1 protein-coding gene is annotated in these 518 nt (G+C 52.7%); it reads left to right on the top strand.

Going from position 1 to position 518, the window contains the following annotated elements:
- Positions 1–518 (top strand): Ig-like domain-containing protein (locus tag I6E61_RS14070; RefSeq protein WP_227686000.1); only part of this gene is annotated, 518 nt, incomplete at both ends.

Raw genomic sequence — 518 nt, 5'->3', positions numbered from 1 at the left:
TTTGACTACACCATCACGGATGGCACGACAGAAGTGAGCGCCACAGAAACCATCACCGTCACCCCTGTGAATGATGCACCCGTGGCAGTAGATGACGTAGGATCAGGCCCTTTAAACCAGTCCGTATTGATTAACGTATTGGGTAACGACACCGATCCTGATGGCGACATCGACCCAACCAGCGTAAAGCTCATTAACCCAGACACAGATCTTGAAGTCACCATTTTAACCGTCGCAGGCGAAGGCGTATGGAGTGTTGACCCAACGACTGGCGCAGTCACCTTCACCCCAGAAAATGGTTTTACGACTGACCCAACGCCAGTAGACTATGTGGTCTATGACATCACAGGTGTGCCATCTAACCTAGCCACCATCGTTGTCGACTATCCACCAACCGTACCCGTGGCAGTAGATGACGCATACACCGTAGCAGAAGACGGCACCGTGGTACTAGACCCACTAAACGCTGACAGCGACTTCGATGGCGACACCCTCAGCATCACCGAGATCAACGGCAC

This window comes from Psychrobacter sp. NZS113 (assembly GCF_015864825.1).
Classification (GTDB): domain Bacteria; phylum Pseudomonadota; class Gammaproteobacteria; order Pseudomonadales; family Moraxellaceae; genus Psychrobacter.
The sequence above is the reverse complement of the archived record's forward strand: the minus strand, read 5'-3'. Positions and strand labels throughout refer to the sequence as shown.